Below are 22,203 nucleotides of genomic sequence, written 5' to 3'. Positions count from 1 at the left end.
CCGCGTCCAAGGCCATGACGCACGCCCGGCAGGATCAGAACGACCTGATGACCAGCCGTGCACAGACTTCTAGGGAGGATAGCGATGCTACTCTTACGATCGAAGGATTTCCTCGCCGGGCTTTTCATCCTAGCGGTGGGCGCGCTCGGGCTGGCCATCGGGCGAAATTATGAGACCGGCACGCCCAGCGAGATGGGGCCGGGCTATTTTCCGCTGATCCTATCCATCATCCTGGTCGTGCTTGGATTGGTTCAGATTATCGGCGCGATGCGCGAGACGGAGCGTGAGGAGATCGATCCGATCCAGTGGCGTGTCCTGGTGCTGCCGACGCTCGGGATCGTTGTGTTCGCCCTGTTGCTGGAAAGGGCGGGCCTCGTTATTTCGCTGGCGATGCTTCTCGGCATCAGCATGCTGGCCAGTCGCGAGACGCGCTACAGAGAAATTCCCATCCTCATTCTGTGTGCAATCGTGTTCTGCTACGTCGTCTTCATCTACGGCGTCGGTCTGCCTATGAAGGTGTGGCCCTGATGAGCGATATCCTCAGTAACCTCGCGCTCGGCTTTTCGATCGCCTTGACGCCCGTCAACATTGGCTTCTGCTTCCTTGGGGCACTGCTTGGAACGCTTATCGGCGTCCTGCCTGGGATCGGTCCGTTGGCAACGGTCGCGATGCTCTTGCCCATCACGTTCTATCTCGATCCGACCACGGCCCTCATCATGCTGGCGGGCATCTACTACGGCGCCCAATATGGAGGCTCCACGACATCGATCCTCGTGAACATGCCGGGGGAATCCTCATCCGTCGTCACCTGCCTCGACGGCTACCAGATGGCGAGGCAAGGCCGCGCAGGCGCTGCACTGGCCGTGGCGGCGCTCGCCTCAATGGTGGCCGGCACCATCGCCACCTTCGTTATCGTCGCGTTCACGCCGCCGCTGACGGCCATCGCCGAGAGCTTCCAGCCCGCCGAATACTGTTCTCTGATGCTCTTCGGCCTCATCGCCGCCGTGGTCCTGGCCCAGGGATCGCTCCTGAAGGCGATCGCGATGGTCGTCATGGGGCTGCTGCTCGGGATCGTCGGAACCGACATCAACTCTGGGGAGCGCCGTTTCACTTTCAATCTCATCGATCTTGCGGATGGTATCGAGTTCGTTGCGCTCGCCATGGGCCTCTTTGGCATCCGCGAGGTCATGGTGAACCTGGAATCGAAGTCCGCGGTCGTTCGGACGGAAGCGATCGGTACGCTTTGGCCGACCCGTGATGATTTCAAACGATCATGGAAACCGGCCCTGCGCGGCACGGCACTTGGTTCCTTGCTCGGCGTTCTGCCGGGCGGCGGTGCCCTTCTGTCGTCCTTCGCGTCCTACACCATCGAGAAAAAGCTCTCCAAGACGCCGCGCCGCTTTGGCCGGGGTGCCGTCGAGGGGGTTGCGGGCCCGGAGGCTGCGAACAACGCGGGTGCTCAGACGTCCTTCATCCCTCTCCTGACGCTCGGTATTCCGGGCAACGCCCTGATCGCGATGATGGCCGGCGCGCTCATGATCCATGGCATACAACCGGGGCCGGAAGTGGTTCGGAATCAGCCTCAGCTCTTCTGGGGGCTGATCGCTTCGATGTGGCTCGGCAATCTGATGCTGCTGGTCATCAACCTTCCGCTCATCGGCATCTGGGTCCGCCTGTTGAAGGTGCCCTATCGCCTGATGTTTCCCGCTATCCTGATGTTCTGCGTGATCGGGGTCTATGGCGTGAACAACGCCTCCTTCGAAGTGCTGGTGATGGCATTTTTCGGGGTGGTCGGTTACATCCTCACGAAGATCAACTGCGAACCGGCGCCGCTAATCCTCGGGTTCATCCTCGGCCCGCTATTCGAGGAAAATTTGCGCCGTACACTGCTTCTCTCGCGCGGCGACTGGAGCGTCTTCGTCACCCGCCCGACCAGCCTCGTTTTCCTTATTCTCGCAGCCCTCCTTCTGGCCATGATCATCTCTCCGATGATCCGCGCGAAGCGTGAGGAGGCCTTTCAGGAAGAATGAGGCGAGCAATTGTATTTGCGGGCGAAGAGCGGCAGCGCGACCACGCAGCAGTGGTCCAAGAGCTCTGTCGGAGGCCCGCGCCTGGCTCAATGAAATGGATTTCAAAGCGCGAAATCTGATAAGATGCCGCCGCTTATGCGGAGCGACCTCCCGCCTCTCCGGCCCACGCGTGAGCGCTCCGGCGGATTATAACTTTCTTATAGGCGAACCTGTGTCGGGATGGAGTGACTTTGGCCAGATCTGTTACGCGTGCGTTATCGATTTTTGACGCTTTCGACTCCGATCATGTGAGCCTGTCTCTCCAGGACATCGCCGAGCGCACGCCGATAGCGAAGGCGACGGCATTCAGGCTTGTGAACACCCTCGAGAACGAAGGCTATCTCGTGCGCCTCCAAAACGGTCAATACGTGCTTTCGATGAAGCTCGTGCGGTTGGCGGGTTTGGTGCAGGGTACGCTGACCGCGCGCGAGGCGGCGCGCTCGACAATGATCGAGCTCAGCAAGCTCTCCGGCGAGACCATCACGCTCAACGCTCGCGCGCATCACGAGAGAATGGTGATCGAGGTTGTCGATACGCCTTCGCCCCTCATGGCAATCTCCCGTTCGGGAGAACGTGTCCCCATTCTGTTTGGCGCGGCCGGCCGTGTGCTTCTGGCTTTCATGGCAGAGCGCGAACGCGGCGACCTCTTGGACGCCATCGGCGCCGCGAGGCTTGTCAAACTGAGCGAATTGCGGGCCGATCTCAACGCCATTCGCATCGCGGGCATCGCGGTGACCAGCGGCACGCGGGTTCCGGGCCTGACGGCCATTGCCGTTCCGCTATTTGAGCAGGGCAACATTGTGCAATATTCGTTGACGCTCAGCGGTCCAGCAGTCCGCGTCGACAGCCGGATCCCGGAGCTATCCCACCTCATGCAGGAGGCGGGCAACCGGATCTCGTCAAAGCTCGGCGGAGAAAGCTTTCCCTATCCCGGCGTGGGCCCTACGGAGGATGCCGCCGGTTCCCAGCGGCGGCGCCCGCGTCGTTAAGATGCTGGCCGGGGACGCTCGCGAAACCGTCATGGTTATACCTCTTTGAAAGCCGCAGCCAAGAGCCGATAGGAAGGGCGGCTTTCGACCAAGCTCGAGGTCGTGGCCGCGACTCCCACTTCTCTTCACGTTGTCCTACCCGAGGGTAGACAAGCCGGAGTCGTCTTCATAAGAATAGATGGGGAGCCGACGGCCGGTGAAGTCGTTGCAGGCCGCGCCGCCTTGAGAGACGCGTGTTGCAGATCTGGAGGGTTAATGTCGGTCAGAAGTGGTCCTCTTGCGCAAATTCGGGTGGTCGAGATGGTCGGGGTGGGCCCCGGGCCGTTCGCGGCCATGTGGTTGGCGGACATGGGTGCAGACGTCATTCGCATCGACCGGCCGGGACAACGCTGGAACCAGACGCGCAAAGACGTCCTCAACCGCTCCCGGCGCTCCATCGCGCTCGACCTCAAAAGGCCGGAGGGACTTGCCGTTGCCCTGCAACTGATCGAAACCGCGGACGTTCTCCTTGAGGGTTACCGACCCGGGGTGATGGAACGGCTTGGGCTCGGGCCACAGATCTGCTTGTCGCGCAATCCGCGACTTGTCTATGGCCGCGTGACCGGTTGGGGACAGACCGGTCCCCGGGCCAACGAGGCCGGGCATGACCTCAACTATATCGCGACAGGCGGAATTCTCTCGACGATCGGCACCGAGACTGGGGGGCCGGTCCCGCCGCTCAATCTGATCGGCGACTTCGGTGGCGGCGGCATGCTCCTCATCGCCGGCGTGTTGGCGGCGCTGGTCGAGCGGAGCACTTCGGGCAAGGGTCAAGTGGTTGACGCTGCCATGGCTGAAGGCGCCACAATGCTTGCCAGCATGATCTGGGCCTATCATGGCAAGGGCCTCTGGAACCGCGCGCGCGAGGCCAATCTCTTCGACGGCGGCGCGCCCTTTTATCGCTGCTACCGGTGCAAGGATGGCGGGTGGGTGGCGCTGGCGGCTATCGAACCGGAGTTTTGGCATGTCTTTCTCGAGCGTTGCAGGATTGACGACCAGCTCCTGCGCGATAATCAGCGGAACAAGGCGCTCTGGCCCCAGCTACGCGAGCGTTTGACAGAGATCTTCCTGACACGTGACCGCGACGAATGGGCCGCCATGACTGCAGACACGGATTCGTGCCTGACTCCGGTGTTGGATTTTGACGAGGCGTTACGTGAAAGTCATGCCGTCGCGCGAGGAATGTTCGTCGAAGTGGAGGGAATGCCCCAACCGGCACCTGCGCCGCGTTTTTCGCGGACCGCCGGCGCGGTTGCGTCCCCGCCCACCATGGTCGGCGAGCACAGCAGGGAAATTCTGTCTGAAATCGGTTTCTCCGCTGCGGAAATCGATCGTCTGGAGCAGGCCGGAATAACGGCGGGGCTGCAGGTGGGCTCGATCGTCCACGATAAAGGACCGCTCGGCTAGCCGGAGAACATGCAAGGGCCGTGGTTCCGCACGTCTCGATCAGTCGTGTCGCCTTCACGGCAACACTGCGGCCGAGAGAATGGCCGCCAGGAAGAACCAGTCCGCGGCGCGCCAAGAGGGGAGGCGCCTCATCGACACGCGGGCCCGGGCGATAGCTGTTTTTTGCAGCTTCGCGCCATCGCACCGCGGCACCTGGACTGAGCCGACAGCAGCGCACAGCCGCAGCCGCGCCAAGGATGAACGAGATGCCCCTGTCGGCCGAAGAACCTACCTAATAGTAGAAAATCACAGTGAAAGAACGGGGAGGGCGCGAGGAACTGGCGCGTATTCCAAGTCTTTGATGGTGGAATCGCGTATCCGCATTGACATTTTCCTACTCATAGGTAGTTTTGAGAGCAAGGCGGGACCCGGCTGAAGAACCGCAGATTGGAGGCGGCATTGCTGAACTACGACGCGGTGATGAACTGGAGGTTTGAGGACGTCCGGCAGACTTATTCCGAGCGGGATACGATTCTCTATGCGCTGGGCCTGGGCTATGGCCACAATCCCACCGACCTCGAGGAACTGCAGTTCGTGCTTGAGGATCGGCTCGTTGCCATGCCGACCATGGCGGTGGTGCTCGGGGGACCGGGCCCCTGGATGGCGGATCCCCGCACCGGCATCGACTGGGTCAAGAGCCTGCACGGTGAGCAGGGCCTGAGGATCTATAAGCCGCTTCCGGTCCGAGGCACGGTCATAGGAAGAAACCGCGTCACCAATATCGTCGATAAGGGTGAGGGTCGCGGTGCGCTGCTGATGATGGAGCGCGACATTATCGATGAAGCGACAGGCGAGATACTCGCCACGCGGACCTCTACCTCATTCCTGCGCGGCGACGGCGGTTGCGGGGGGGCGGCCCAGAAGCAGCCGGCACCTTATCCGATTCCCGAACGCCCCGCGGATGTCAGCTTCACAATGGGCACGCGCCCCGAAGCGGCCCTGATCTATCGTCTGTCCGGAGATTGGAACCCGATCCACGCGTTTCCGGAGAAGGCCGCCAAAGCCGGCTTCGAACGGCCCATCCTGCACGGGCTCTGCACGTACGGCATGATCGGGCGAGCGCTGATCGCCACCGTCTGCGGCCATGATGTCACGCGTCTTAGAGAATTCGGCGGACGCTTCAGTGCACCGGTCTATCCCGGCGATTCGATCAAGGTTGACCTGTGGGACGAGGGCAAGGGCCGCTTCGCATTTCAGGCGCGGGTCCCGGAACGCGACCAGCTCGTCTTCAACAACGGACGGGCGGAGATCGCCGCATGAACGAAACGAAGCCGCCCTATGGAGGGGCTCTGCCAAAGCCGACACCGGAAACCCAAGCATTCTGGGACGGCACAATGGCTCACAAGCTGATGCTGCCCTGGTGCACCGAATGCGGCAAGCCACATTTCTATCCCCGCTCCATCTGTCCCTTTTGCCTGTCGCGCGAGCTTGAATGGCGCGAAGCGAGTGGTCGCGGCAAGCTCCACACCTACGTGATCAACAGCAAGGCTGCCAAGGGTTTTACGACGGTGCCGTATGTTATCGCGGTGGTTGAGCTGGATGAAGGTCCGCGCATGATGACCAACATCGTCATCGACGACCCGACACCTGAGAAGCTTCCGATTGACGCCGCTGTCGAGGTCGTCTTCGACGATGTGACCGAGGCGGTGACGCTTGCAAAATTCAGGCTGGTGCAACCATGACTGGGCCGCTCAGCAGAACGGCGGCGATCGTGGGCGCCGCTGAAACCGACCGGATCGGCAAGCTGCCCGACATGTCGCGCCTGGCCCTCCACGCGGAAGCCGCCAAGAATGCGCTCGCGGATGCAGGTCTTAAGCTGTCTGATGTGGACGGCCTCTTCACCTGCGTCGCCGGACCCAACGAACTCTCCGAATATCTCAATTTCGTACCGCGTTATGTGGACGGCACCAGCGTTGGCGGCTGCTCCTACATGATCTTTGTTCGCCATGCTGTCGCTGCCATTGCGGCCGGCTACTGTGACGTTGCGCTCGTCGTCCATGGCGAAAGCGGTCGCAGCTGGATCGACATGGAACCTCAGGGCACGGCCGCGAGCCCCGCCGGCCAGTTTGAACTGCCCTTCGGCGTCGCGGCTGCGCCCACGACCTATTCGATCCCGGTCCTCCGTCACTTCCACCAGTACGGAACCACCAAGCGTCAGATGAGCCACGTCCCCGCCGCTACACGCGAATGGGCTCTGCTCAACCCGCGCGCCCTCATGCATTCAGCCGGTCGCATTACGCCGGAGGATGTCGAGGCCTCGCCGATGGTCTGTTATCCTTTCAACAAGCTGGATTGCTGCCTCGTCGCCGACGGGGGCGGTGCACTCGTCATCACGTCGGCGGAACGTGCCCGAGACCTTCCCACCAGGCCGATCCATATTCTTGGCACGGGTGAGGCGACGGCCCACCGGCAGATCGCCATGATGCGCGACTTCACCACCTCGGATGCGACGGTACTTTCCGGCAGGCAAGCTTTTGCCGAGGCCGGCCTCAGTCCTGCCGACATCGACCATCTGATGCTCTACGATGCTTTCAGCTTCACGCCGATGATGTTCCTTGAAGATCTCGGCTTTGTAGCCAAGGGCGAATCTGGAAGCTTCTTCTCTGAAACGCGCAGAGCCCCGGACGGAACCACAATCTACAAGACCGGCCCTGGCGGCGACCTGCCTGTCAACACCAATGGTGGCGGTCTCTCCTACTGCCACTCTGGCCGCTACGGCATGTTTGCCATGCTTGAGGCTGTCGCCCAGCTGCGCGGTACGGCTGGAGAGCGTCAGGTCCAGGGTCTCGCCACCAGCCTCGTTCATGGCCCGGGTCGCCAGTTTGCGGCCGCAAGCACGGTGATCCTCTCCAATGTCTGACCCGTTCCATTATCCGCCCCTGAAACTTCTCATCGACGGTCATTGGATCAACAGTGACGGGCGCGCCACGATCCTGGTCGAGAACCCATCAACCGGTGAAACGCTCGGCGCCTTACCGGTTGCCACGGAAAGCGATGTAACCCGAGCCGTTGCCGCGGCCCGCCGCTCCTTTGATGCCTGGCGGACGACCCATCCACAGAAGCGAGTGGCCATCCTGCGCAAAGCGGCCAGTCTCATCCGCAGCCGAACGGACGAGATGGCGACACTGATGGCGCTTGAACAGGGCAAACCGCTGCGCGACGGTCCGGCGGAAGCGAACCGCGCTGCGGACCATTTCGAATGGCACGCGGAAATGAGCCTGCGCCTCCTCGGGGAGGTCATCCCAGGTGCTCCAGGCGTCGCTCAGATGGCGCTGCGCGTGCCAGTCGGGCCCGTGGCCGCCTTCAGTCCCTGGAACGGGCCGGGCGCCTCGCCGGCCCGCAAAATGGCCGCGGCGCTCGCCGCCGGCTGCACCCTTGTCATCAAGCCCGCCGAGGAGACGCCGGCAACGGCGCTGTTGATTGCCCAATGCCTTCTGGAAGCTGGCGTACCGGCGGGCGTCCTCAACGTGATATTCGGCGATCCGAGGCAGATCTCCGATCAACTGATCGCGTCGCCGGACATCCGGATGTTGACGTTCACCGGTTCCGTGCCGGTAGGGCGGTCCTTGGCTGCAAAGGCTGGACACTATCTGAAGCCCATGATCCTCGAACTGGGCGGGCATGCCCCGGTGATTGTCTGCGGCGACGCAGACCCGATCGTCACCGCACAGATCTCGGCCGGTGCCAAATTCCGCAACGCCGGCCAGATCTGCATCTCGCCGACGCGGTTTTACGTGCATGGCGATATTCACGATCGCTTCGTCGACAGCTTTGTGGCTGCGACAGAAGCGCTCGTCGTCGGCGATCCCCTGGCGAAGGACACGCAGATGGGCCCGATGATCCACAGCCGCCGCCTGTCGGCGGTGGACGCGTTGATACAGGACGCGATCGCGCGCGGTGCGACACTGCGCACGGGTGGACGGAGGATCGGCAACACGGGAGCCTTCTATGCTCCGACCGTGCTGACCGACGTTCCCGACTCCGCGCGCATCATGAGCGAGGAGCCCTTCGGTCCGGTCGCGGTGTTTCAGACATTCACGGACCTTCGAGAGGTCTGTGACCGGGCGAACGCCACCTCGTTCGGTCTTGCCAGCTACGCCTTTACCGACTCCGCCGCGGCGATCGCCATGATCAGTGACAGGGTCGAGGCAGGGGGGCTTTCGATCAACCAGTTCACCGGCTCTTCGCCCGAAATGCCGTTCGGCGGGGTGAAGGACAGCGGGTATGGTCGTGAAGGTGGCGCCCAGTGCTTCGATGGCTATCTCACCTACAAATCCATTTCCCACAAGATTTCGGCGTGATGAGCGCCTCCTCATTCGGGGAGAAGACAAGATGCGATTGAAAAATAGAGCGGCGATCGTCACTGGTGGCGCGCGCGGAATCGGCCGTGCCATCGCTGAAGAACTGGCGCGCGACGGTGCAAGCGTTGTGATCATGGATCCGGGTACCACCAAGGACGGCGGAGGAGCGGAAGGCGCAAGCCCGGCAGAGGAAGCAGCTGCCGCTATCCGGGCGGCCGGCGGTACGGCGATCGTTGCGGCCGAGAGTGTTGACGATCATGAGGCCTGCGGCCGCACCGTGGCGATGTGCAAATCAGAATTCGGCTCGGTTGACATTCTTATCAATAATGCTGGTGTGCTGCGTCCCAAGATGATCTGGAATATGCCGGTGGAATCCTGGGATATCGTCGTAAATATCCACCTGCGTGGCCAGTATTCGATGATTCACCACGCTGCTCCGCACATGCGCGAGCAGAAATGGGGACGCATCATCAATATGGGGTCGGAAGCGTGGCGCGGAACGGTCGGCGGCGCCAATTACGGTGCGGCGAAGGGCGGCGTATTCTCGCTAACCCGCGCCATGGCTCGTGAACTCGGCAAATACGGCGTGACCGCCAATACGGTCTGCCCGGCCGCGGCTACCCGCTTGACGCTCGACGAGTCCGTCAGGGAGGGCTTTCGCAAACGGCTGGAGGCCGGCCTTGTCACACAGGAGCGGTATGATGCCGTGGTCAACATGGGCGGGCCGGAGCACGTGGCTCCCTTTGCCGCTTATCTCTGTTCCGATGAAGCCGCTGATATCAATGGTCAGGCGTTCCGCGTCGAGGATCGCAAGATCGGCATCTACAACGATCCCGAACTCAAGGCCAGCGTCGTGAAGGCGGGCAGCGAACCCTTCACGCCAGAAGAAATCCGCAAGCTTGTGCCTTCCGCCCTCCTGCAAGGCTATATCAACCCCGCGCCGGCGGAAGCGGCCGAGTAGCTTCTCAGGCGGAGGGGAGATCATCGCCATGATGGAAGGTCGTTCAATCTACGGGGCGGAGCATGAAGAGCTCAGGCGCTCGGTCCGCAAGTTTTTCGAAAGGGAATTGTTGCCGCACATCGATGCATACGAGGAAGACGGTATCATTCCGAAGGAGCTGTGGCGCAAGGCCGGCGAGATGGGCATCCTCTGCCCGACTGTTGGTCCCGAATACGGCGGCATCGGCGGTGATTTCCTTCACCTTTGCATTATCGATGAAGAGCTCGGCTACACTGGCCAGTCGAGCTTCACCATTCAGACGCACACGGATATTGTCGCCGCCTATCTCGAGGCTCTCGGCACGGAGGAGCAGAAGCAACGTTGGCTTCCGCGCATGGTGACGGGCGAGATGATCGGCGCGGTTGCTATGACCGAGCCGCAGGCCGGCTCGGACTTGAAAGCGATTACGACCTCGGCGGTGCGTGATGGCGACGAGTTCGTCATTAACGGCTCGAAGACGTTCATCACCAATGGCATCAATGCCGATTTCGTCATTGTTGTGTGCAAAACGGCGCCGGAACTCGGCCGCAAGGGCGTCAGCCTCATCGTCGTCGATGGTGAGCGTGAGGGCTTCAAGCGAGGCAAGCGGCTCAAAAAGATGGGCATGAAGGCCTCCGATACGGCCGAGCTGTTCTTTGACAACGTGCGTGTGCCAGTGAGCAACCTGCTCGGGAGCGAAAATTCCGGTTTCACGCAGGTCATGCACGAGATTCCGAAGGAGCGACTATCGATCGCCACCATCGCCATGGCGTCGGCGCAGAAGGCCTTCGACACGACGGTAGCCTACGTCAAGGAGCGCATGGTCTTCGGCAAACCGCTGATCGAGTTCCAGAATACTCAGTTCAAGCTCGCCGAGCTGAAGACCCATCTCACCGTCGGCTGGGCGCATCTCGACCACTGCATTACCAAGCATCTGAAGCATGAGCTGACCAGCGATGAGGCCGCGATCGCCAAGCTGTTCAACACCGAGCTCCAGTGCCGCGTGGTGGACGAGTGCCTGCAGCTGCATGGCGGCTGGGGGTACATGTCGGAAACGCCGATCTCGCGCATGTATGTCGACGCGCGTGTCCGCCGCATCGCAGGCGGAAGCTCGGAGATCATGAAAGTGCTGATCGCGCGGACGCTCTGAAGGTACAAGGATGAGACGCTTGACCCGTTCCGATACTCAACCGCTCGCCGGTCTCAGGGTTCTCGATCTCTCCACCGTGGTGGCGGGGCCATTTGGTACCGACATTCTCACAGCGCTTGGCGCGGAGGTCATCCGAGTGTCACCGCCAGGCGGAGGAATGCCGGTCGCGCCGAGGGATCCGGACGAGATGGTCAGCGACGCCGATGGCTTCCTGTTTGGCCTGCAGCGCGGCAAGAAGAGCATCAACCTCAATCTCAAGAGCGCGGCGGATCAAGAAAAATTTCTTCGCTTGGTCGAAGTATCCGACGTCGTTTACGACAATTTCCGGCCTGGCGTCATGGCACGTCTCGGCATTGATCATCCGGCGCTCGCCAAGGTCAATCCGCGCATCATCGCCTGCTCGATCAGTGGCTACGGCTCGACAGGTCCTTGGGCGGGCGTCGGTGCCTATGATGTCACCGTGCAGGCGCTGAGCGGCGGTATGAGCATTACCGGCTCGAACGACTCGCAGGGCATGCCCTGCCGCTGGGGTGTCCCGATTGGCGATATCACGGGCGCCTTCTATGCGGTGATCGGCATCCTTGCGGCGCTGGATGAGCGAGCGCGTACCGGCAGGGGGCAAGCCATCGATATTTCTCTCTTCGATGGACAGCTGGCGCTCAACACCTATCGCGTGCCGCAGGCCTTTGGCGCAGGCGTCGAATTCGGCGCGCCGGAACCCCGCCGCGGAGGGGCTGGCACCGTTCCCTATGGCCCATTCCTCTGTGGGGACGGCAAGTGGATCGTGATTGGTATTGCGTCCAATTTCTGGAAGCGCTTCTGCGAAGCCGTTGGTCTTGAAGACCTGATCGAGGATCCGCGTTTCGTTTCCCTTGCGAAGCGCCAGGATAACCAGGGCGTCCTTGAGCCGATAATCGAGGAAAAGCTCCTGACGGCGTCCTCGGATCACTGGCAGGAGAAGCTGATCGAGGCCCATGTTCCGGTGGGCAAAGTCAATTCGATCCGCGAGGCCTTCGAGCAACCCCAAGCGCAAGCACGCGAGATGATCGCGACACTTGATGGCCCGGGGGGCGAAGGCGTTCGCACGGCCGCCAATCCGATCCGCTTCGTCGGCGAGCCGAAGGGCCGCTTCACGGCGCCCGTGTCGGAGGGAAGTGATGACGGCATTGCGCTGGAACCGCTGCCGGCTGTCATGGTCGGCCTCGGTGAAGTCGACGCGCGGATTGCGGGCCTGGCCGCGATCGACGGGCCGCTGCGCGGCCTTCTCGTTCTGGAGCTTTGCGGAGATGAGCCGAGCGGTACCTTCGGCACGCAATTGCTCGCTGACCTTGGCGCAACGGTCGTCAAGGTCGAACGGCCGCCTGGCGAGGGGGCGAACTGTGAAGATATCCGCGATCTTCGGATCTCACCGGAAATCGCGTATTATTTCGGGCTCAATCGCAATAAAAGATCGATTTGCCTCGACCTGAAGTCCGCCTCGGGTCGCGAGATCTTCCTGAAACTCGCGCGTCACGCGGATGTTGTATACGACAACTACAAGGGCGGGGTCATGGATCGCCTCGGGCTCGATCCCGATGCTTTGAAGGCGGTCAAGCCCGACATCATTACCTGCTCGGTTTCGGGGTTTGGCAAGACAGGTCCTTGGTCGCACCTTCCGGCCTATGATGCGACCATTCAGGCGCTCGGCGGTGGTATGAGCATTACCGGCACCGGCGAACCCGGCCCTATGCCGGTGCGTTGCGGCAACCCGATCGGCGGCATCGCGGGCGCGTTCTACGCCGTTATCGCGGTTCTGTCTGCGCTTCGCCGCAGGCGAGCCAGCGGCTCTGGTGCAATGATCGATATTGCCCTGCTCGATACGCAACTCGCCATGCACGCCTACCGGGTCGCCCCTGCGCTTTCGGGCCGCGAATATCCCGCGCTGCAGCGACGGGGTGGCAGCGGCGCAGTACCCTACGGGCCGTTCCAATGTGCTGACGGGAAATGGTTCGTGCTCGGCATCACCGGTCAGTTCTGGCCGGCGGCTGCGCGATTGTTCGGCCATGCCGAGTGGATCGACGATTCGCGCTTTGCCACGGAACAGTTACGGCAGGACAACGAGGGCGAGCTGAACGATCTCGTTGCAGCCGTCATGGCGAGGGAAAGTGCGGACGTATGGCAGCGCCGCTTCGTGGAGCTTGGAATCCCCGGCGCCACGGTGAACACGATCAAGGAGGCCTATGCGCATCCGCATGTCGAGCTGCGCAAAATGCTCGTCAGCTTTGACCATCCCTTGGGAGGCCGACTGAAAGTAGCCGGATCGCCTTTAAAGCTTTCGGCTCATGAATTCCGCGGCTTTCGCCACGCACCGGCGCTGGGGGAGGACACGGTGGAGTTGCTCACTCAGATCGTCGGAATCGCTCCAGGCGATCTGAAGCCGTTGCGCGAGAGCAAAGCGATATGGTGGTCCGACGAAGGACCCCGCTATGACCGGCCAAGTGTGGTCTAAAGGGGAGGAGGTGCCCAGATCGATCAGGGCACAGAAACCATCGGCCCGAGCGCACGGGGCTTCGAGAACGACGGGGAAAGCGACGACAATGAGAGTGCACGACTGGTTCGAATACCATGCGAAGGCGCGGCCGGACACACCGTTTCTGATCCAGGACGGGGTTGTCGTCAGCTATCGGGATGCGGAAATTCGCGCCAATAGATGGGCGAATGCCATGATCGCGGCAGGGCTCGGGCGTGGCGACCGCATCGCTTATCTATCGACAAACGATCTCGACATGGGCGTGATGTTTATGGCCTGCGCAAAGGCTGGCGTGGCACCTGTCATGCTCAACTACCGTCTTGTCCCGCGCGAATGGCTCTGGATCCTCAAGGATGCGGATGTCAGCATGTGTTTCGTACGCGGGGAGGATTATGTCGCCGCGATCGACAGCATTCGCGCTGATATCGATCCTTCGGTCGCATTTGTCAGTGTGGGTCCGGCCGCTTTCGACAATTGGCAAAGACTGGAGGACTTCATCGGCAGCGCCCCGCCCGACGCGCCTCGGCTGGAGCTGACGAAGGACGACATGCTCTACCTGATCTATACGAGCGGGACCACCGGGCACCCCAAGGGCATCATGATCAGCCATCAGAACGTGATCGCTCATGTCGAGCAGGTCATGTCCGCCTCGGTCCTGTCCCGCTCACCCGGGGAGCGCCACCTCGTGGTCACTCCGCTCTATCACGCTGCGGGCGTGCTGCGCATCATGACGGTGGCCATCAACGGCGGCACCGTGGTGCTGATGGAGCATTTCGATCCGGACCTCTTCTTGCGGACGCTGACCGAGCAGCGCATTGCAACCGCCAATATGGTTCCAGCGATCATCCAGACTTTGCTCGATATGCCGCAGATCAGCGAGATGGATTTCAGTCACCTTCAGGTTATCCATTATGGCGCCGCGCCGATCAGCGAGTCCGTGTTGCGGCGGGCGCTAGCCACGTTCAAATGCCCCTTGATCCAGGGATATGGTCTCACCGAATCCTGCGGCGGCATTGCATATCTCAATGAAGTTGATCACCTGAAAGCCTTGAACGGACGGCCGGAGCTGTTGCGCTCGACCGGGCGCTCGGTTGTTCTGGCGGAGGTCAGGGTGGTCGACGGCGAGGGAAATCCGGTGCCGCCGGGCACGGTCGGCGAAATCGCCATCCGCGGCCCGAATGTCATGAAAGGCTATTGGCGCAATCCTGAAAAAACGGCCGAGACAATCCGGGACGGCTGGCTCTATTCCGGTGATGCTGCCTATATGGACGAGGAAGGCTATGTCTTCCTGCAGGATCGCATCAAGGACATGATCGTCTCGGGCGGCACGAACATCTATCCAAATGAGATCGAGAGCGCGCTGATGGAGCACGACGACATCCGCGATGTCGCCGTGATTGCCATTCCCGACGAGAAGTGGGGAGAGGCGGCACTTGCCATCTGCGTCACGCGCTCGGGCAACCGCATTCCGGCTGAAACCCTCATCGAATTTTGCCGCGACAAGCTCGGCGGCTACAAGATCCCGCGTTATTACGACTTCATCGAAGAACTTCCGCGTAATGCGAGCGGTAAAGTGCTGAAGCGCGTGCTGCGTGAGCCCTATTGGAAGGACCAATCGCGCGCGATTGCTTGAGCGTCGGCGGTAAGGGGCCATCCGGGCAGCGGGTGGCTTGCGGCAAGTCGGTGCTATTGCGTCAACCCGGGTTTAACTCTTGCTGCCCAACCGGCGCGCGAACATACGGCGGAGGGGCCACGCGGCCGAATGCGATGCGGCCGCAACGTCAGTAAATGGCTATGGGACGAAGCGGGGAGGCCGTTCCACCCCTGACCCGCAATGGCAGTGCCAGAAAGAAGAACGTGTAGATTCTCGCAGCAGCCAGCGCCTCGAGGTCCAGGTTCTCCATGATGTGAATCCTGTGCTCCATCAGCAGGAGATGATGCACGGGCGCGGCTTCCGCGATCGGGCCCTTCTCGAATACGGCAGTATCGCTGCCGACGAGGGTGACGCCTTTGCCAGCGAGCCATCGGGCCCCCTCGAGATCCGGCCCCGGGGTTTCGTGCCCGATATAGTCGTCGGTGCCCCAGTGCTGCGCCCATCCCGTACGGACGAGAGCGACATCGCCCTTTTGCAGATCAAAGCTGTTGGCCCGGCAGGCATTCTCAAAGTCGTCCGCGGTGATTACCCGCTCGCCCTGCAGGCGATCGACACCGTCCAGCCCAGCTATGTCGAACAGAACGCCGCGTCGGACATAGGAGGGGAAAGCGGCGGCGTCACCCGGTCCGTCACCGCGCTCGATGGCGTTGTTGTCGACCGCCGATCCGTCGTACATCAATCCGCAATGCGAGACATGGCAAAGCGCATCGATATGGGTGCCGGTGTGTCCGCCGAATGACCAAAGGCAACTCGCCGAACTCGCGCCGTCGCCACGAACCCGGTCTCCGTGTCTGCGAAACAAGGAGATATCGAAGTCCGGATGCGTGGGGTAATGGGGCATTCCGGCATAGAAGACGCGCCCCAGCTCAACGATCCTGCCCTGCGTGACCGTCGCGGCGCCTGCACTCCAGGCTTCGAGGGTCAGGTCGTTCGGATCCACCATGGTTTTCCCTCGATACAAGCGCCGCGCTACCGAAGCCGTCTGGCTCGCTAAGCGTCTCCTGGAACGGCATGCCATGGAGCTAGCTGCGTGCCACGCGCCTCGACCAAATTGAGTATATGAAACAAGTTTCATTTTCAATTGCACAATCCTACCGATCGGTATATTTCAAGGGCGTGTCTCAGTTGGGAGAGAGCGATGAGCGTTGACAACGAGGCCGATAAGGTCGCGCGACTGGCCGATATCGTCGTCAATACCCTTCTGGCAACCAGGCCGAGCGAGAAGGTTCTGATCGTGACCGACGTGGCGGGCATGAAGGAAAATGGCGACGTGGTGAACGCCATTACCGAGCTCAGCCGCGCGATCGGCGCCGAAACGCTCCTCATAGAGATGAATGACAACCCGATGGCCGGGGGCGAATACCTGCCGGCAGCGGTCCAGGCGATGATGCCCGGACAGGACATCATCATCAGCTTGACGCGCACCACGTCGGCACCGCTTCCGCACCATCAGGTGCCGATTGGCCTTTTGCGCGCAAACAAGCTGCGCGGTGTGTTTATGGTGAAGCGGAGCCGACGGGACCTATTCCATGAATCGGTCATGGAAGCGGACTATGCGGCCATGGCGAAGGTTGCGAACTTCTGGCAAGCCGCCTTCCAGCGCGGAGATACTGTGCGCGTCACCTCGGCTGCGGGCACCGACCTGACGGCCAGCATCAAGGGGCAGCCTTCCCATCGCTCCGACTTCGCCCATGTACCCGGCAAGATGTCGCCCTGCAACTGGGGCGAGGTCTACCAAGGGCCGGTCGTCGGCTCGACCAACGGCCGCTTTGTCTGCGACGGGCCGGTGCTCGGCTTTGACTGGCCGAAGGAGCCGGTTGTGGTGACGATCGAGAATGGACTTGCGACTGGCGTCACCGGGGATCCCGAGACCTCGAAGGCGTTGTGGAAATTGATTACGGAGAATGAGAACGGCGCCAACATTGCCGAGATCGCGCTTGGCATCAACGCGAAAGCCAATGACCACAGCTGCAACACTTACAAGAAGGGGCTCGGGCGCTTGCATATCGCCGTCGGCAACGGGCTTGTCTACAATCAGGATGTCAATTCCAATATTCACATTGATCTGGTGATGCACAAGCCAACCGTCGAGATCGATGGAAAGGTCATCGTCAGGGACGGTGTGTCCACTCAAGATGAACGGGACTAACGTTTCGCGCGCCCGCTCATTGCGTACAAGGCGCGCGTGACCGTGCAGTTCTTAGCCAGGATCGAAGTGCAGCAAGCCATGACTGACCGCATTATCTCGCGATTCAATTCGGAAACAACGGCGCTCGAAGTCGTCAAGGGAATCGATCTCAAGGGACGTGTCGCCATGGTCACCGGTGGCGCGTCCGGCATTGGCCTCGAGATCTCGCGTGCGCTGGCGGCAGCCGGCGCCACGGTCATTATCGCCGATGTCGACGATGCGAAATCGTTGGACGCAGTCCGTTCGATAGGAGCGTCCCACCCCGGTTCCGGCGTTGAGACCGTGCGCCTGGACCTCGGCTCGATCGCCTCTGTTCGCGAGACCGCGGATGGGCTCCTCGCGCGTAATCTGCCGCTCGATATTCTCATCGAGAACGCCGGTGTCATGGCGCCGCCGCTCGGCCGGACCAAGGAAGGCCACGAACTTCAGTTCGGGATCAATTTTCTAGGCCATTTCGAGCTGGCGCGCTGCCTGGAGCCCGCATTGATAAATTCGGGAAAGGCCCGTGTGGTCTGCGTCAGCTCGATCGGGCACCGGCGGGCGGATGTTGATTTCGAGGACCCGGACTTCAAGACGACCTCCTATGATCGCTGGAAGGCTTACGGTCAATCCAAGACGGCCTGCGCGCTGCTCGCCGTGGCGTTGAACGAGCGGCTTTCCCCGTACGGCGTGACAGTCAACACGATGAATCCCGGCGGCTCGATGACGGGCCTGCAGCGTCACCTGACCCGGGAGGAAATGCAGGAACTCGGCTGGATCGACGAGGACGGCAACGTACTCTCGCGCTGGCGCAGCCCTCAGCAGTGCGCTGCAACTCCCGTCTGGCTTGCCACCGCGCCGGAGGTCGAGGGTAGAGGCGGCCGCTACTTCGAATTCTGCAACGAATCCGGACCATGGTCGGAAGATAACCCCAATGTCGGCGTGAAGCCGTATGCGCTCTCCATCGACAGCGCCCGGCGTTTGTGGCGGCTTGCCGAGCAGTTGGTCGGCTGAGCGCGTCGCTCTTGTCCAGTTGTGACAAGAACCCCACCCGATATCGCTCTTCTAGATCGACGCAGTGTCGCAGGGAGCGCGATTTGGCGGCGCGTGGATCCTCGGAAGCATCCTGCGCGCCTCACCTGGATCTTCACCATGACGTCGCAACGACAGGGATTCAGAGAAGAGGCTGACGAAATTGCCTGGGTTGCATCACCTTTCACGTTGCGGCGTGAAGATGCGTGACATCTTCCTTCCGCGAGAGAGCCGACCTTAGCCCGGCGTGTCGGATCCGCCCGACACAATATTGGCAAGCCGGATCGCTCCCTCGTACCGATATGAGCGCGTCCCGCATGCTGTGCGAGCCTCTCCAGGAGGGCTTGTTGCTGCGCCTCAACGCTCATCCGCGGCGGAGCAGTTCCCACCGCTTAGGGACCTCTCGTTGTTTCCTTTCGGGGCGGCTCGGGCGCGCTCTTCCGCTCGGCTCCGAGGTCGCCGCCGCATAGCGAGCGAGCACGGGCGCGGGTTGGCTGGTCTTGTCAGCTCGTCTGCCCGCTAGACGGATGGTCCGGCGATGCTTGATGAATATGTGAACTCCGGTTATCGATGGCGAAGACAGTGATTTGTGCCCAGCGATAGTCAATCATGATCATGCCGGCAAACCCTCTCGTCCTGATTGGCCCGACGATCCTTCTGATCTTTGCTGTTGCGTTCACTTTGACCTGGAGAATCGACCAGCATCGGAATTACCTTTTATATTTTGGTGTATCTGCGCTTTTCTTTTGCCTCGGATCGCTTTCGCAAATTTTGGCTGTTCCACGCAACGTAGGATTCAATGCCGTCGTTTCGGCATTCATCTACACCAGTAGCGTCTTACTTGCGTGTCAGGGCCTCCTCATACGCTCGGGTGCTGGGGTCGGATGGCGTACTCATCTCATTCTTCTCATATCTATTGTTACGGGGATTGCATATTTTTTCTATGTGGACCGGAATGTTGTCATTCGAATCTACATCCTGAATTACGGATTTGGACTTATCTTTTTAGCAACGGCATGGAAGATCAGACATCTACGTTCCGGCCGGCTACCGGAGCGTGTGCTTCTTTGGGTTCTGGTGGCTTTTGGCTTCCATTTCTTCCCGCGGACCATCTTGACCGTACAGCCACAGATGCCGGCGGCCCGTGAATTTGCGAGTTCGACTTTCTGGCTGGCGTTGCAATTTTCCCTCGCGGCGCTGGGGGTGATTCTGGCATTGTCACTGCTGGCCGTTGCGGTCAGCGACGTTGTCGAAGACCTCCGCCGAGAACGTGTCACCGATCCCTTGACAGGCCTTTTTAACAGACGTGGCCTCGAGGAAGCGCATGCCAGAGTACGCAAGGACCGATCCGCACCCCTGAGCGTTGTCATAGGCGACATCGATCATTTCAAGAGTGTCAATGATACGCTGGGTCACGCCACCGGTGACCGTCTGCTTCGCGAGTTTGGGCGGCTCTTGATGAAAGAGTCGGGTGCGCACAATCTGTGTGTACGTCTAGGAGGAGAAGAATTCCTCGTCCTCTTGCCGGCCACGGATTTCCTAGCCGCCAGCCAGTACGCAGAGCGGATCAGAGAGGCTGTTCGCAGCACGCACTTCGTGTCGCTCCCGCGTTCATGGCAGCTGACCGCAAGTTTTGGTGTTGCGCAGGCCGAACCTAGCGAGGACCTGGACGACACCGTCAATCGCGCCGACCTCGCCCTCTATATGGCCAAGCAAGATGGAAGAAACCGCGTGGGCATGGCACGCCCGCGAGAATTTGCCCAAGGTTCGACATCGTCAGCGCCCTAGTGCCGAGCGCGGTGGCGGATCGCCGTGGCTATTCCGGGCTGGCGAGGAGTTCCGGCTGGTGACGCAAGCTGTCCGCAAGGAGCAGAATGACCGTGCGATATGACCCGGCCCTTGCCTCAGCCCGTCGTCCAAAGCATAAACATTGCGGGCGAGCATGTGGCCGATGTTGAACGGAGCTCCCTTGTGATCGGGCTGCAAGGTCAGGTGCGAATCAGCGTGACCCTGTTTCCAGATCATGAAATCCACCGGCGTGGATATCGAAAACTGTCGATTTATCGCTGAGTATACTTCGAATGACCGGATGAGGCCACTGATCTGAAGGTTGGCGGTGGGCTCAATTCGATGGTGGCCCCCGCTCCTTCAGCGCATGGCCCGCCGCAGCTCCAACTGCTATGCCCAACGCGATGCCGACTGCCAAATTATCGAGGAGGGTGCCGAGGACTGCCCCTATTCCGACGCCAGCTGAAATCCACGTTCCCATACGGGAAGAACGCCCATGGATGCGGTTGGTTCGAGCTTGGCTGATGTACGAAAAGACGTGATGTCAGCTGCACATGATCAGGGCCTCGGCTCCCTATGAGTACTGGGCCGTGGCTCACCCCCGGAACGTCGCCGGCCCGCTCTGGGGTGATCATATTGGAGGGACGACCTATGAGGAGGCGCCCGCGATGGGTCGACTCGACCCGCCTTCTCGAGGCTAGCCAGCGATCCCGACGTCAGCTCGGAGGCAGAACCACGCGCCAGACAGCATTACCAACGTCGTCGGCGACCAATAGCCCATTCCGTCCGTCAACCAGCACGCCAACGGGGCGACCGCGCGCCTCCCCGTCGTTGTTCAGGAACCCTGTAAGAACTGGGCGCGGCGGGCCAGATGGCTTGCCCTCAACGAAAGGCACGAATATCACGCGGTAGCCGACCGGGCTCGCCCTGTTCCAGGAGCCATGCTGGCCGATGAAGGCGCCGCCAGCATAGCTTGGACTGATCTGACCTTCCTTGACGAAGGTCAGTCCCAACGAAGCCGTATGGGAACCGAGGGCGTAGTCCGGCTTGATCGCCTTCGCGACAAGGTCGGGTCGCTGCGGCTCCACGCGCTCGTCGACGATCTGGCCATAATAGCTGTAAGGCCAGCCATAGAAGCCGTCGCGCTTTACCGACGTCATGTAGTCAGGCACCAAGTCGTCGCCGATCTCGTCGCGCTCGTTGACAGCGACCCACAACTCGCCGGTTGTCGGATTCCAGTCGATGCCAACGGGGTTGCGCAAACCGCTTGCAAAGACCCGGGTGGTCCCGTTCTGCGGCTCGATCTCCAGGACAGCGGCGCGGTTTTCCTCTTCAGCCATGCCATTTTCGGCCACATTGGAATTAGAGCCGACCCCGACGTAGAGGCGCGAGCCGTCGGCACTGGCAACCAGGCTCTTTGTCCAGTGATGGTTCCGCCCCGCTGGGAGGTCCGCAACCTTGACCGGCTTCTCAGCATTCTTTGTCTCGCCCGCGACATAAGGCACGCGCACCACCGAGTCCGCGTTGGCGACGTAGAGCTGATCCTTAATCAACGCCATTCCGAAAGGTGAGTTCAGGTTGTCGAGATAGATGCTCTTCGTCTCGGCGACCCCATCGCCGTCCGCGTCGCGCAGCAGGCTGATACGGTTTGCGCTCGGTGTCCGAGATCCGGCCCGCTCCATGAACAGGCCCTGCACCCAGGCGCGAAGGCCGCCCCGCTTGTCATCGGGCTTTGGTGGGGCATCGCTCTCGGCGACCAGGATATCGCCATTGGGCAGTGCATAGAGCCAGCGGGGATGTTGGAGTCCCGTGGCGAAGGCGGTCACCTGTCCGCCAGCGAGCGGTGTGGGCTTTTCATCGCCCTTCCAGCCAATGGCCTTCGCAACCTTGATGGTTGGTAGCCATGAGGATTTCGGCTCCGGCAATGTCGGGTTCGGGCCATATCCGGCCTCCTCCGGCAGCGGCTGTTCGCTGCAAGCAGCGAGGGCGAGGACTGCAGCCGCAGCGCTGGCATGGAGGAGAAGCTTGCGGGAGCGCGCCATTGCGGCCTCCTGGTGCGTATCGGGCGGGTGTTGGAGGG

Annotated in this window: 18 protein-coding genes; 15 read left to right on the top strand and 3 right to left on the bottom strand. The window is 61.3% G+C overall.

What is annotated here, in order from left to right; genetic code table 11:
• Positions 1-84: 84 nt before the first annotated feature.
• From KIO76_RS22060 to KIO76_RS22005, 12 genes are all read left to right on the top strand, one after another.
• The gene (locus tag KIO76_RS22060; RefSeq protein ID WP_213325743.1) at positions 85-528 is read left to right on the top strand and encodes a tripartite tricarboxylate transporter TctB family protein; all 444 of its coding nucleotides are present in this window, start codon (positions 85-87) and stop codon (positions 526-528) included.
• Entirely contained in the window at positions 528-2,030 is a 1,503-nt protein-coding gene (locus tag KIO76_RS22055; protein ID WP_213325742.1) for a tripartite tricarboxylate transporter permease, read from the top strand. The genes KIO76_RS22060 and KIO76_RS22055 overlap by 1 nt, the downstream gene beginning before the upstream one ends.
• A gap of 224 nt (positions 2,031-2,254) precedes the next feature.
• Positions 2,255-3,058 (top strand): IclR family transcriptional regulator, encoded by an 804-nt coding sequence (locus KIO76_RS22050; RefSeq protein ID WP_349629420.1) that lies wholly within the window; start codon positions 2,255-2,257, stop codon positions 3,056-3,058.
• Between the two features lie 255 nt (positions 3,059-3,313).
• Complete coding sequence (locus tag KIO76_RS22045; RefSeq protein WP_213325740.1) at positions 3,314-4,504, top strand: CaiB/BaiF CoA transferase family protein; 1,191 nt, start codon at positions 3,314-3,316, stop codon at positions 4,502-4,504.
• A 438-nt stretch (positions 4,505-4,942) separates the two neighbouring features.
• Positions 4,943-5,803 (top strand): MaoC/PaaZ C-terminal domain-containing protein, encoded by an 861-nt coding sequence (locus tag KIO76_RS22040; protein WP_249730001.1) that lies wholly within the window; start codon positions 4,943-4,945, stop codon positions 5,801-5,803.
• Positions 5,800-6,225: a Zn-ribbon domain-containing OB-fold protein gene (locus tag KIO76_RS22035; RefSeq protein WP_213325739.1), complete on the top strand. Its 426-nt coding sequence runs from the start codon at positions 5,800-5,802 to the stop codon at positions 6,223-6,225. Before KIO76_RS22040 ends, KIO76_RS22035 begins: the two co-directional genes overlap by 4 nt.
• The gene (locus tag KIO76_RS22030) at positions 6,222-7,403 is read left to right on the top strand and encodes a thiolase C-terminal domain-containing protein (RefSeq protein WP_213325738.1); all 1,182 of its coding nucleotides are present in this window, start codon (positions 6,222-6,224) and stop codon (positions 7,401-7,403) included. The genes KIO76_RS22035 and KIO76_RS22030 overlap by 4 nt, the downstream gene beginning before the upstream one ends.
• Positions 7,396-8,844 (top strand): NAD-dependent succinate-semialdehyde dehydrogenase, encoded by a 1,449-nt coding sequence (locus tag KIO76_RS22025; protein ID WP_213325737.1) that lies wholly within the window; start codon positions 7,396-7,398, stop codon positions 8,842-8,844. Before KIO76_RS22030 ends, KIO76_RS22025 begins: the two co-directional genes overlap by 8 nt.
• A gap of 31 nt (positions 8,845-8,875) precedes the next feature.
• Positions 8,876-9,805: an SDR family NAD(P)-dependent oxidoreductase gene (locus KIO76_RS22020; RefSeq protein WP_213325736.1), complete on the top strand. Its 930-nt coding sequence runs from the start codon at positions 8,876-8,878 to the stop codon at positions 9,803-9,805.
• Positions 9,806-9,833: 28 nt separating this feature from the next.
• The gene (locus KIO76_RS22015) at positions 9,834-10,973 is read left to right on the top strand and encodes an acyl-CoA dehydrogenase family protein (protein ID WP_249730000.1); all 1,140 of its coding nucleotides are present in this window, start codon (positions 9,834-9,836) and stop codon (positions 10,971-10,973) included.
• A 19-nt stretch (positions 10,974-10,992) separates the two neighbouring features.
• The gene (locus KIO76_RS22010; protein WP_213325735.1) at positions 10,993-13,461 is read left to right on the top strand and encodes a CaiB/BaiF CoA transferase family protein; all 2,469 of its coding nucleotides are present in this window, start codon (positions 10,993-10,995) and stop codon (positions 13,459-13,461) included.
• Between the two features lie 88 nt (positions 13,462-13,549).
• Positions 13,550-15,115 carry a long-chain-fatty-acid--CoA ligase gene (locus tag KIO76_RS22005; protein WP_213325734.1) on the top strand — a complete coding sequence of 522 codons (1,566 nt, stop codon included), beginning with the start codon at positions 13,550-13,552 and terminating at the stop codon, positions 15,113-15,115.
• Positions 15,116-15,263: 148 nt separating this feature from the next.
• On the opposite strand, the gene KIO76_RS22000 is transcribed toward KIO76_RS22005, so the two are convergent.
• Positions 15,264-16,079 (bottom strand): cyclase family protein, encoded by an 816-nt coding sequence (locus tag KIO76_RS22000; RefSeq protein ID WP_213325733.1) that lies wholly within the window; start codon positions 16,077-16,079, stop codon positions 15,264-15,266.
• Positions 16,080-16,274: 195 nt separating this feature from the next.
• Here KIO76_RS22000 and KIO76_RS21995 point away from each other — a divergent pair, with 195 nt between their 5' ends.
• The 3 genes from KIO76_RS21995 to KIO76_RS21985 all read left to right on the top strand — a co-directional run bounded on the left by KIO76_RS21995 (position 16,275) and on the right by KIO76_RS21985 (position 20,123).
• On the top strand, positions 16,275-17,285 hold the full coding sequence (locus KIO76_RS21995) for an aminopeptidase (protein ID WP_213325732.1): 1,011 nt from the start codon (positions 16,275-16,277) through the stop codon (positions 17,283-17,285).
• A gap of 78 nt (positions 17,286-17,363) precedes the next feature.
• Positions 17,364-18,317, top strand: a complete 954-nt coding sequence (locus KIO76_RS21990) for an SDR family NAD(P)-dependent oxidoreductase (protein ID WP_213325731.1) — start codon at positions 17,364-17,366, stop codon at positions 18,315-18,317.
• Positions 18,318-18,944: 627 nt separating this feature from the next.
• The gene (locus tag KIO76_RS21985) at positions 18,945-20,123 is read left to right on the top strand and encodes a GGDEF domain-containing protein (RefSeq protein ID WP_213325730.1); all 1,179 of its coding nucleotides are present in this window, start codon (positions 18,945-18,947) and stop codon (positions 20,121-20,123) included.
• A gap of 334 nt (positions 20,124-20,457) precedes the next feature.
• On the opposite strand, the gene KIO76_RS31795 is transcribed toward KIO76_RS21985, so the two are convergent.
• Together KIO76_RS31795 and KIO76_RS21980 are read right to left on the bottom strand one after the other, a co-directional pair.
• On the bottom strand, positions 20,458-20,604 hold the full coding sequence (locus tag KIO76_RS31795) for a glycine zipper domain-containing protein (protein ID WP_502761901.1): 147 nt from the start codon (positions 20,602-20,604) through the stop codon (positions 20,458-20,460).
• 235 nt (positions 20,605-20,839) lie between these two features.
• On the bottom strand, positions 20,840-22,165 hold the full coding sequence (locus KIO76_RS21980; RefSeq protein ID WP_213325729.1) for a PQQ-dependent sugar dehydrogenase: 1,326 nt from the start codon (positions 22,163-22,165) through the stop codon (positions 20,840-20,842).
• Positions 22,166-22,203 lie beyond the last annotated feature (38 nt).

The organism is Chelatococcus sp. YT9, assembly GCF_018398315.1.
Lineage (GTDB): Bacteria > Pseudomonadota > Alphaproteobacteria > Rhizobiales > Beijerinckiaceae > Chelatococcus.
The sequence above is the reverse complement of the archived record's forward strand: the minus strand, read 5'-3'. Positions and strand labels throughout refer to the sequence as shown.

Bases quoted from the DNA above. Each gene is read 5' to 3' on its own strand.
- KIO76_RS22060 (WP_213325743.1), top strand. From the start codon at position 85: ATGCTACTCTTACGATCGAAGGATTTCCTCGCCGGGCTTTTCATCCTA.
- KIO76_RS22055 (WP_213325742.1), top strand. From the start codon at position 528: ATGAGCGATATCCTCAGTAACCTCGCGCTCGGCTTTTCGATCGCCTTG.
- KIO76_RS22045 (WP_213325740.1), top strand. From the start codon at position 3,314: ATGTCGGTCAGAAGTGGTCCTCTTGCGCAAATTCGGGTGGTCGAGATG.
- KIO76_RS22035 (WP_213325739.1), top strand. From the start codon at position 5,800: ATGAACGAAACGAAGCCGCCCTATGGAGGGGCTCTGCCAAAGCCGACA.
- KIO76_RS22030 (WP_213325738.1), top strand. From the start codon at position 6,222: ATGACTGGGCCGCTCAGCAGAACGGCGGCGATCGTGGGCGCCGCTGAA.
- KIO76_RS22025 (WP_213325737.1), top strand. From the start codon at position 7,396: ATGTCTGACCCGTTCCATTATCCGCCCCTGAAACTTCTCATCGACGGT.
- KIO76_RS22020 (WP_213325736.1), top strand. From the start codon at position 8,876: ATGCGATTGAAAAATAGAGCGGCGATCGTCACTGGTGGCGCGCGCGGA.
- KIO76_RS22015 (WP_249730000.1), top strand. From the start codon at position 9,834: ATGATGGAAGGTCGTTCAATCTACGGGGCGGAGCATGAAGAGCTCAGG.
- KIO76_RS22005 (WP_213325734.1), top strand. From the start codon at position 13,550: ATGAGAGTGCACGACTGGTTCGAATACCATGCGAAGGCGCGGCCGGAC.
- KIO76_RS22000 (WP_213325733.1), bottom strand. From the start codon at position 16,079: ATGGTGGATCCGAACGACCTGACCCTCGAAGCCTGGAGTGCAGGCGCC.
- KIO76_RS21995 (WP_213325732.1), top strand. From the start codon at position 16,275: ATGAGCGTTGACAACGAGGCCGATAAGGTCGCGCGACTGGCCGATATC.
- KIO76_RS21990 (WP_213325731.1), top strand. From the start codon at position 17,364: ATGACTGACCGCATTATCTCGCGATTCAATTCGGAAACAACGGCGCTC.
- KIO76_RS21985 (WP_213325730.1), top strand. From the start codon at position 18,945: ATGATCATGCCGGCAAACCCTCTCGTCCTGATTGGCCCGACGATCCTT.
- KIO76_RS31795 (WP_502761901.1), bottom strand. From the start codon at position 20,604: ATGGGAACGTGGATTTCAGCTGGCGTCGGAATAGGGGCAGTCCTCGGC.
- KIO76_RS21980 (WP_213325729.1), bottom strand. From the start codon at position 22,165: ATGGCGCGCTCCCGCAAGCTTCTCCTCCATGCCAGCGCTGCGGCTGCA.